At 65.3% G+C, this 9,091-nt stretch carries 12 protein-coding genes; 4 read left to right on the top strand and 8 right to left on the bottom strand.

The genetic code is table 11. The features are described from left to right. Positions 1-424 precede the first annotated feature (424 nt). The gene (locus AC1DSN_RS01790; RefSeq protein WP_063574118.1) at positions 425-814 is read right to left on the bottom strand and encodes a YchJ family protein; all 390 of its coding nucleotides are present in this window, start codon (positions 812-814) and stop codon (positions 425-427) included. Between the two features lie 47 nt (positions 815-861). Continuing rightward, the gene (locus tag AC1DSN_RS01795; protein ID WP_477293378.1) at positions 862-1,398 is read right to left on the bottom strand and encodes a lipocalin family protein; all 537 of its coding nucleotides are present in this window, start codon (positions 1,396-1,398) and stop codon (positions 862-864) included. Positions 1,399-1,514: 116 nt separating this feature from the next. Between AC1DSN_RS01795 and AC1DSN_RS01800 the strand changes: the two genes are divergently transcribed. Continuing rightward, a complete protein-coding gene (locus AC1DSN_RS01800; RefSeq protein ID WP_477329369.1) occupies positions 1,515-1,940 on the top strand; it encodes a hypothetical protein in 426 nt (141 codons plus the stop codon). Here AC1DSN_RS01800 and AC1DSN_RS01805 read toward each other — a convergent pair. From AC1DSN_RS01805 to AC1DSN_RS01825, 5 genes are all read right to left on the bottom strand, one after another. After that, the gene (locus AC1DSN_RS01805; RefSeq protein WP_477293382.1) at positions 1,921-2,481 is read right to left on the bottom strand and encodes a HutD/Ves family protein; all 561 of its coding nucleotides are present in this window, start codon (positions 2,479-2,481) and stop codon (positions 1,921-1,923) included. The two genes, AC1DSN_RS01800 and AC1DSN_RS01805, sit on opposite strands and share 20 nt — an antisense overlap. Next, positions 2,478-4,574: an ATP-dependent DNA helicase DinG gene (gene dinG, locus AC1DSN_RS01810; protein WP_063573846.1), complete on the bottom strand. Its 2,097-nt coding sequence runs from the start codon at positions 4,572-4,574 to the stop codon at positions 2,478-2,480. The genes AC1DSN_RS01805 and dinG overlap by 4 nt, the downstream gene beginning before the upstream one ends. 42 nt (positions 4,575-4,616) lie before the next feature. Beyond that, positions 4,617-4,898, bottom strand: a complete 282-nt coding sequence (locus AC1DSN_RS01815) for a DUF2188 domain-containing protein (protein WP_477293386.1) — start codon at positions 4,896-4,898, stop codon at positions 4,617-4,619. 103 nt (positions 4,899-5,001) lie between these two features. After that, the gene (locus tag AC1DSN_RS01820; RefSeq protein WP_477293388.1) at positions 5,002-5,586 is read right to left on the bottom strand and encodes a DNA-3-methyladenine glycosylase I; all 585 of its coding nucleotides are present in this window, start codon (positions 5,584-5,586) and stop codon (positions 5,002-5,004) included. Next, positions 5,583-6,077 carry a DUF1993 domain-containing protein gene (locus AC1DSN_RS01825; RefSeq protein WP_477293390.1) on the bottom strand — a complete coding sequence of 165 codons (495 nt, stop codon included), beginning with the start codon at positions 6,075-6,077 and terminating at the stop codon, positions 5,583-5,585. The genes AC1DSN_RS01820 and AC1DSN_RS01825 overlap by 4 nt, the downstream gene beginning before the upstream one ends. Before the next feature lie 128 nt (positions 6,078-6,205). Here AC1DSN_RS01825 and AC1DSN_RS01830 point away from each other — a divergent pair, with 128 nt between their 5' ends. After that, positions 6,206-7,162, top strand: a complete 957-nt coding sequence (locus tag AC1DSN_RS01830) for an ABC transporter ATP-binding protein (RefSeq protein WP_063572863.1) — start codon at positions 6,206-6,208, stop codon at positions 7,160-7,162. Beyond that, positions 7,159-7,920 (top strand): ABC transporter permease, encoded by a 762-nt coding sequence (locus tag AC1DSN_RS01835; RefSeq protein ID WP_063572864.1) that lies wholly within the window; start codon positions 7,159-7,161, stop codon positions 7,918-7,920. The genes AC1DSN_RS01830 and AC1DSN_RS01835 overlap by 4 nt, the downstream gene beginning before the upstream one ends. Before the next feature lie 108 nt (positions 7,921-8,028). On the opposite strand, the gene AC1DSN_RS01840 is transcribed toward AC1DSN_RS01835, so the two are convergent. Beyond that, complete coding sequence (locus AC1DSN_RS01840; protein WP_477293392.1) at positions 8,029-8,535, bottom strand: DUF1993 domain-containing protein; 507 nt, start codon at positions 8,533-8,535, stop codon at positions 8,029-8,031. A gap of 100 nt (positions 8,536-8,635) precedes the next feature. On the opposite strand from AC1DSN_RS01840, the gene AC1DSN_RS01845 reads away from it, so the two are divergent. Then, positions 8,636-9,091, top strand: a 456-nt coding sequence (locus tag AC1DSN_RS01845; protein ID WP_477329372.1) for an FUSC family protein, incomplete at its 3' end; no start/stop codon positions are given.

Here is a 9,091-nt window from a genome sequence, read left to right on the forward strand (position 1 = left end):
AACGCCGGAAGAAGCGTCAGCCAACCGTACCGTAGAACGGCTCTCGTGCAGCCACGTACTTGTCCAGACGCATCGCCACTGTGGTTGGCTTCAAGCGCGGACCGCGGGCGAAAGTAGCAGGCCAGCACGGTGAAGATCATCGCCTCATGCAGCGGCCGGAAGTCCGCGGTGAATGGGCAGTTGATGAATACGCTGGTGAGGTCGCGGTCGATCCCTCGAGCCATGGTGGCTTACTTCCTGTTCGGCATTTTCCGCGACGTATCCGTCGTCGTCGAGGCGGACGATGGGGCCTTTGGCAGTTCACCGCGCATGTTTCAGCAGCTTCCCCGTCGCACTGGACTACGTCAGGCGCGGAGCTCAATGAGGAACATCTTGCCGCGCACCGGTCTTTGCATCCGTCGCGGAATGATCGGCTTAAGAAAGATCAGTCGAGGGTGCCGTCGACGTAGAACCAGCGCCCGCCTTCGCGCACGAAACGGCTGGTCTCGCGCATGCGCTCCGCACTGCCACCGCCCATACGTAGCCGCGCCACGAACGCCACGATCGCCGTGTCCGGCGTCGGGTTTTCGTGGCGCTTCACGCTGAGACCCAGCCACGTCGGTTTGGGCGATTGCGTCGCCAGACCGAGTTCGACAGGTCGTGTGCTTTCGTGCCACGTCGCCAGCAGGTAGTCCTCGAGGCCGAGCACGTAGGCGCTATAACGCGACCGCATCAGCGCTTCGGCCGTCGGTGCCGCTTCACCGGCATGCCAGCGGCCGCAACAGGCCGCGAGGCTGGCGCCGGACCCACAGGGACAGGGTGTGGAGAGGGGCATCGGCAGGGCCACTGATTCGGGGACCGGCATCCTAGCAGGCAGCGGCCTTAGTCGATCTTGCCGGACACGATGAGTGGCGTGAGGTCGTAGCCCATCGCTGTGGCCTGTTTCTTCAATGACTCGAAGGTCGCCCGATCCATCGTGGGTTCGCGCGACAGGATCCAAAGATACTTCCGCCCCGGCTGGCCCACGAGGGCCCATCGGTAGTCGTCATCCAGGGCGAGCACCCAATAATCGGCCCAGACCATCGGCACCCACGACAGCCAGGCCGGGGCGAAGCGCACCTGCAGCTTGCCTCGGGCGAAATTGTCCGGGCGGCGAGCCACGCCATCGCTGGCGATGGTCTTCCCCTCGGCCGTGACGCAGGCGTTGTGTACGGCGACCGTGCCGTCCGGATTCGGCTCGTAGTGGGCGGTGACGTCGCGCTCGCATTTGCGCTGGAACCACATGGGCAGGCGGGCGATCTCGTGCCAGGTGCCGGCGTAGCGGGCCAGATCGAGGTCGGGCACGGGCGCAAGGGGAACGGTGGCGACGGCGGTGGACGTGACCATGGCCAGAGAAAGGGCGACGAAAAGATCGCGCATGGCGGTGCATTCCTGTGGAGCGGATTCCCTACGATGCCCTGCGGCGGTGAACTACAACTAAATCCTACGAGTTCCCGGCCGATAACGAGGTGGAGCCGACCAGAGACACCGCCGCGATGGGCCCCAAATCAACGCCCCGACCCCTATGGACCCGCCTGCGTGAGAACCTCACCTGGCGGCCGAAGGTCCATTTCGACCAGGAGTCAGGCGTTGTCGTGGTTCACTTGGGCCCGTTCCGTACGCGCGAGGTGGCGATGGAGCGGATCCGGCGCATCGAGGCTGGCAACCGGGACAATACGACGGCCGACACGGTGTTTGTGTTCTTCCATATCGACGGTGAGCCCGTGCTGGCGGTATCCGAGCTGGATAGCGGCTTCGCGGCCTTGGTCGCGGTGATGCGCGAGTACTTCCCGGGCATCGAGAAGTGGGAGGAGGGGGTGCCGCCGGCCCGCTTCCAGCTGGCCTCGGTAGAGTTGTGGAAGCGGCCAACGATCGATAGCAACCCGACCGACGACGATCCGCTCAGTCCGCCGCAGCCCTGACCCGGACGAGCAGGGCCGTGGCGTCTGCTGCTAGCGTGATCTCGCCGACGCCACGCACGCTGTCGCCGGCATGCACGGGCCGCGTCGCGTTGCCATCGATATGCGCTTCGCCGCGAGTCAGATAGACCAGGGCGGCGTCGTTATCGAGCATCAACGTCTTGGGCCCGCGCATCACCTCGATGACGCCCCGCATCGCACCACGACGCACCATCAGATTGAAATCCCGCGTCGCGCCGCCGGCCAGCACGACTTCGACAGCGGCCTCACCCGCGAAGGCAAACGGCAGGCAAGGCGTCGTCAGCGCATGCTCGCGATCGTCATCCAACCTCATCGTGAAGCCATCGCCCTCGAGCAGCACGATGGTCCGATCGATACCCGGAAAACGCGAGAACGGCGATGCCGTGTCGACGTCCGCAATGCTCACGCGCCAGACGAAGTCATCCATCGTCGCGCCGCCTGGTTCAACCGCGATCTCACGCGTGATACCCAGGCCGTTCTTCCACGGCACGGCCTTCAGCGCGGCAAAGGGAATGATGGTCATGCGACGCGCTCGATGTTGCGGGCGAACGGCGGCAGGGCGCGAAGCATGCCCGTGCCGTAGCGTTTGGTAATGACGCGGCGATCCAGCAGCACGATACGCCCGGTATCGGTCTCGGTACGGATCAGGCGGCCGCAATACTGGGTGAGGATGCGCGTGGCATCCGGCACGCTCACTTCGATGAAGGGATTGCGCCCGCGCGACTCCAGCCACTCCGCATACGTCGCGCCCACCGGGTCGGTGGGTACGGCGAAGGGCAACTGCGTCACGACCACGGTCTCGCAGAGCTTGCCCGGCAGGTCGAGACCTTCGCCGAACGAGGCGAGGCCGAACAGGGTGCTGCCCTTGCCGGCTTCGATGTCTTCACGGTGCTCGGCGATGAGTTGCGCCTTCGACAGCGAGCCCTGCGCGCGTACCTTGCGCACGAACTCGATCGGCAGGATCTGCAGCACGCGATCGAGCTTGGCACGAGAGGTGAACAGCACGAGGTTGCCAGCGTCCCAGTCGAGGTTCTTCGCCAGCCAGCCTGACACTTCGCGCGCATGGCCTTCGCGATCGTCCGGCATGGCGGTGAGTGCGGGCACGGTGAGCGTGGCCTGCCTTTCCAGGTCGAAGGGCGAGGGCAGGCTGAGCGTGAGGGCGTCGTTGGGCAGGCCGACCGAATCGGCGAAGCCGCGGAAGTTGCCACCCGCGCTCAGCGTGGCCGAGGTCATCACCACGGCCGAGGCGTTGTCCCAGAGCACGGTGCGCAGCAGGCCACCGGCCGACACCGCGGAAGCATGGCAGACGAGCTGCTGCTCGGGCGTCATCGTGACCCAGCGAGCAAGCGGGGGCGCGTTCTCGCGATCGTCGGTGGACCACGCATACCAGGTGCGTACCTGGCGATCGAGGCGCTCCAGCGCCACGCCGAGTTCGCGCGACAGCGCTTCCTGGGTCGGACCACCGGCCTCCATTTCCACCACGGTACGGCGGACTGTGCGCAGCCAGCGCTGGATGTCCTTGGTCACCAGGTGCAGATGCTCGGCGTGCATCTTCCAGTTCTCCGGAAGTTGGCCGAGCGAGGCACGGAACACGGGTTCGGTTTCGCTGGACGATGGCGTCCACGACATGCGGATCTCGCGCTCGATTTCCTCGAGCGCGCCGGACATCGTCACCAGCTTCTCGTCGCCCGCTTCGAGCGAGAGGTTGCCGATGCTTTCCTTGTCGGTCAGCGAATACGCGGCGTGGATCTGGTTCTGCAGGCGGCCGATGCGACGCACGGCCGTGGCCAGGTGCACATCGGCGGCGCCCCGGTCGATCGCCTTGGCGGGCACGTGGTGTGCCTCGTCGAAAATGTAGAGGGTCTCTTCCGGCTTGGGCAGGATCACGCCGCCGAAGGTGTCTTCGTCGCGCGGCATCGTCAGGTCGGCAAGCACGAGGTCCTGGTTGGCGACCACGATATCGGCCTCACCGATGAGCCGCCGTGCGACGAAGAACGGGCAGACAGCGAAAGCACCGCACTTGCGACCCGTGCAGCCGCCCGCGCTCGTGGTCACCATGCCGCGCACCAGGTCCGACAGCGGCTCGGGGCTGGTGTCGATATCGCCATTCCACTCGCGCGATTCGAAGGCCTGGCTGAGTTTCGCCACGGCCTTGGTATCGCGCTCGGCCGGCGGACGTGCCCAAAGCGCGACGTCGGCGTCGAACTCGAAGCCCCCCTGGGCCGTCGGCTCCGCACCGGCCATGCGCAGATTGCGCGGGCACAGGTAACGGGCGCGGCCCTTGGCCAGGGCGATCTTCGCCTCGACACCGCAAAGGGTCAGGTACTGGGGAATGTCGCGCTGGACCAGCTGTTCCTGCAAGGCCACCGTGGCGGTGGCGATCACCAGCTTCTTCTTCTGGGCGCGAGCGACTTCCAGGCCGGCGATGAGGTAGGCCATGGACTTACCGGTACCGGTCGGCGCCTCGATCACGGCCGCGCCGCCGGGCTCCGCCAGTGCCTTGGCCACCTCGGCGATCATCTTCAGCTGCGAGGCACGCCCGCGGAACCCCGCAAGGCCGTCCTTCAGCCGCGTATACGCCGCGCGGATCGCGGCTTTGGTGTCGTCGGTGAGCATAACCGACCAAGGTTACCTCATACCCGTCTCACCTCACGACGCTCAGGCGTGTCGGTTGATGCCGACAGGGGGCGCCGGGGTACCAGCGACAAGGCCGGCGACCACGTAGGTATGTTCTTCCCATGTGCCATCGGCCTGCTGGACATGGATTTCGACCGGCCGACCCAGGCTGTCGGACAGTCCGGGGGCCAGCGCCTCTGCGGCGGCGATCGCCATGGGCTGCGAGGCGTAACGGCCGAGGGGCATGGAGGCACGGCGTACGATCCACGGTCCCTGTGTCGATTCGCTGTACGGAATAAACAGTTGGGCGGAGCTCGAAGCCATGGGAACCCTCGCTATCGGTGGGTAGACCTGAGATGGGTAGACCTGACGAAACGCGCCCCGGGGGCGCTGAGTCCACGCTACGCCGCCCCGCCGAAAAAACCCGTTAACCCTTGTCGCGCAAGGTCTTGCGGGCGACTTCCTTGCGCCGGAAACAATACGGGGCATGCGAGTTGATCAGGCCGGTGGCCTCCAGCCAGGCGAACACGATGGTCGGCCCGACGAAGGTGAAACCGCGCTGGCGCAGGGCCTTCGAGATGTCCGCCGAGAGAGGGCTGTTCGGCGGCACCGGGCCTTCCCAGGCGATCGGCGCGCCACCCACGGCATCCCAGCAGAACCGGGAAAAATCCTCGCCCGCATCGCGCATGGCGAGGTAGGCCTTCGCGTTGTTGATCGCAGCGCCGATCTTGCTGCGTGAGCGGATGATCCCGGCGTCGCCGAGCAAGCGGGCGACATCGTCGGCCCCATAGGCGGCCACGCGCTCCGGATCGAAGCCCTCGAAGGCCCGTCGGAACCCGTCCCGGCGAGCGAGGATGGTGCGCCACGACAGGCCGGCCTGGAAGCCGTCGAGGATCAGCTTCTCCCATAGCTTGCGTCCGTCGCGCTCAGGCACGCCCCACTCGGTGTCGTGGTAGGCGCGCATGAGCTCGTCGGACTCGCCCCAGGCACAGCGGGCCTTGCCATCGGTCACGCGTTGAAACCGAGGTAATCCAGTTTGCCGATAGCCACGCCGTTATGGCGGAGGATGTCGTACGCGGTCGTCACGTGGAAAAAGAAATTGGGGATGGCGAAGGTCAGCAGGTACGACGCGGCGGTAAAGCTGTGTTCGGTGCCCTTGAACTTGCGCGTCAGGGGGCGTGTTTCGCCGGCCTCGATGACGGCACGGTCCACCGATTCGATCCAGGCCACCGTGCTGTCGATACGTTTGCGCAGATCGGCGAAGGTGGTCTCGTTGTCGTCGAAGGAAGGCGGCTGCACCTCGCCGATACGGGCGATGGCGAACTTGGCCGTGTCGCTGGCGCGCTGCACCTGGCCGGCAAGGGTCAGCATGTCCGGGGCAAGACGGGCGTCGATGAACCGGGCACCATCAGGATGGGCCTCGGCCTTGTCCAGCAGCTCGGCCAGCACGCGGAAACCACGGATGAAGACAGGTACTGACGCGTCGTAAGCGGAAATGGTCATGGCGGGCAGGGCCTCTGGGTTGGGCAATCCGCTTCGATCTGGGGGTGGCAAGGGCATCCGACAAGGCAGGCAGTCTTCGCCCAATCGGTCTACCATCGGCCGCCTTACCCATCGATCCGCGGGTCCCCATGTCGCCAGTCCAAGCCACGACTTCCTCACCCGATGCCATTGTCTCGGTGCGCGGGTTATCCAAGTACTACAAGAGCGGCCTTCGGGCGCTCAACAAGGTGGACCTCGAGATCCGCCGTGGCGAGATCTTCGCCCTGCTCGGCCCTAACGGTGCCGGTAAAACCACGCTCATCAGCATTATCTGCGGCATCGCCAATGGCAGCGAAGGCAGTGTGCATGTCGATGGCCACGACATCGTGCGCGACTACCGCGCGGCGCGTGGCCTGATCGGCCTGGTGCCGCAGGAGTTGTCCACCGACGCCTTCGAGACGGTCTGGGCCACGGTGAAGTTCAGTCGCGGCCTGTTCGGCAAGGCGCCGAACCCGGTGCATCTGGAACGCATCCTGCGCGACCTGTCGCTGTGGGAAAAGAAGGATTCGAAAATCATGGCGCTCTCCGGCGGCATGAAACGACGCGTCCTGATCGCCAAGGCGCTCGCGCACGAACCGCGTGTCCTGTTCCTCGACGAACCGACGGCGGGTGTCGATGTGGAACTGCGTCACGACATGTGGGAGATGGTTCGTCGCCTGCGCGAGTCGGGCGTCACCATCATCCTCACGACGCACTACATCGAAGAAGCCGAGCAGATGGCCGACCGCATCGGCGTCATCAATCGCGGCGAGATCGTGCTGGTGGAAGAGAAGCACACGCTGATGCAGAAGCTGGGCAAGAAGCAGCTCACGCTGTCCTTGCAGAGCCCGCTCGAATCCGTACCGGAAGGCCTGCGCGAATGGCCGCTGGAACTGTCAGGCGACGGCCAGTGCCTCACCTATACCTTCGATACGCAGGGCAACGACACCGGTATCGCCATGCTGTTGCGCAAGCTGGGCGAGCTCGGCATCGACTTCAAGGACCTGCACTCGAGCGAGAGTTCGCTTGAGGATATTTTCGTTAGCCTGGTGAGGGGCGGCGTATGAACATCCATGCGATCCGTGCCATCTATCGCTTCGAAATGGCTCGCACCTTCCGCACGCTGATGCAAAGCATCGCGTCGCCCGTGCTGTCGACGTCGCTGTACTTCGTGGTCTTCGGCGCGGCGATCGGATCGCGCATGGGCGCGATCGGCGGGGTGAGCTATGGCGCCTTCATCATTCCCGGCCTGATCATGCTGTCGTTGCTCAACGAGAGCATTTCCAATGCATCGTTCGGCATCTACATGCCGAAGTGGGCCGGTACGATCTACGAGCTGTTGTCGGCGCCCGTGTCGTATGTGGAAGTGGTGATCGGTTACGTGGGTGCGGCGGCGACCAAGTCGGTGATCCTCGGCCTGCTTATCCTGCTGACGGCGCGTTTCTTCGTCGCCTACGAAATCCAACACCCGTTCTGGATGCTCGCCTTCCTGATCCTTACCGCGGTGACCTTCAGCCTGTTCGGTTTCATCATCGGCCTCTGGGCGGACGACTTCCAGAAACTGCAGGTGGTGCCGTTGATGGTGATCACGCCGCTCACCTTCCTCGGTGGCAGCTTCTATTCGATCAACATGCTGCCGCCCGTGTGGCAGAAGATCACGCTGTTCAACCCGGTGGTGTACCTGGTCAACGGCTTCCGATGGAGCTTCTACGGACAGGCCGACGTGAACGTGCTGGTGAGCGCCGGTGCGACGGTAGGCTTCCTGCTGGTCTGCCTCGGCGTGGTCTGGTGGATCTTCCGCACCGGCTGGAAGCTGAAGGCATAAACAAAATGCAGGAGCCGATTCATCGGCGATCCCGCAGTTGCGGGGAAGGGTGCCGCTAGCACCCAATCGCCGATGAATCGGCTCCTACAAGGAGCAGGAGCGGACGCTTTACGGCTTGCCGATGAAGTCGCTCTTGCCCAGCACGACGCCGACGCCGCGCAGGATGGCGTATGCCGTGGTGCTGTGGAAGTACACGTTCGGCAGGACGAAGCCCAGCAGGTAATCCTGGCCGCGGAACGTCTGTTCGCCGCTACGCGACTTCAGAACCACCACGCGATCTTCGCTGCCATCGATCTGCGCCGGGGTGTACGCCTGAAGCTGCGCGATCACCGTGGCGATGCGCGTCTGCAGTTCCTCGAAGGTGGTCTCGTTGTCTTCCATCTTCGGCGGCTCGACGCCGGCGAGGCGGGCGCCTGCACCCTTGGCCATGTCCGTGGCGATCTGCACCTGGCGGATCAGCGGGAACATGTCAGGGGTGATGCGCGTGTGCAGCAGCACGTCCGGTGCGATGTTGCGCTCGGCGGCGTGGGCAGCACCCTTGCCGAGAATGGCGGAGAGGTTGTTCAGTGCGCGCACGAGGACGGGCACGCAGGTCTGGTACATGGAAATGGACATGGAGGGACTCTTGTCGTGGGTAGCGGCCGGTTGGCCGCGGCGGCGTAGTTTGCGGGTTCGTTGGCGGCGCGTCGACGGGGTCTACGGGTACGATGTCGCCATGAGTCCTCCCGAACCGAATGAAGGCCCCCGCAGGTCCCTGCTCAGGCTGATCCGGCTGGGTCGGGCCCAGGCCGCGCTGGACCGCCTCGCCCGCGACATGCCCCTGCACCGTCGCGTGAGCCAGGGCCTGATGATGGCGGTGAAGGTGCTGGCGGCATCTCTGCTGGCGTACGCCATCGGCCACGCATTGCACACGGAGCAGGCCTTCTGGGCGGCGATCACCGCGATTGCAGTGACCCAACCCAACTTCGGCGACACCCGTGGCGCCGCGCGTGACCGCTGCCTCGGCACCGCCATCGGTGCGGCCGCGGGCCTGCTCGGCCTGTGGATCGGCGGCCCCGGCGAGATACTCTCCTATGCACTGGCCGTGGGCCTGGTGACGCTGGCCTGTTGGACCGCCGGCGCGGGTCCTGCGGCACGCCTGGGCGGCATCACCGCGACCATCGTCCTGCTC

Source organism: Luteibacter sp. P4_D7_3 (assembly GCF_056401735.1).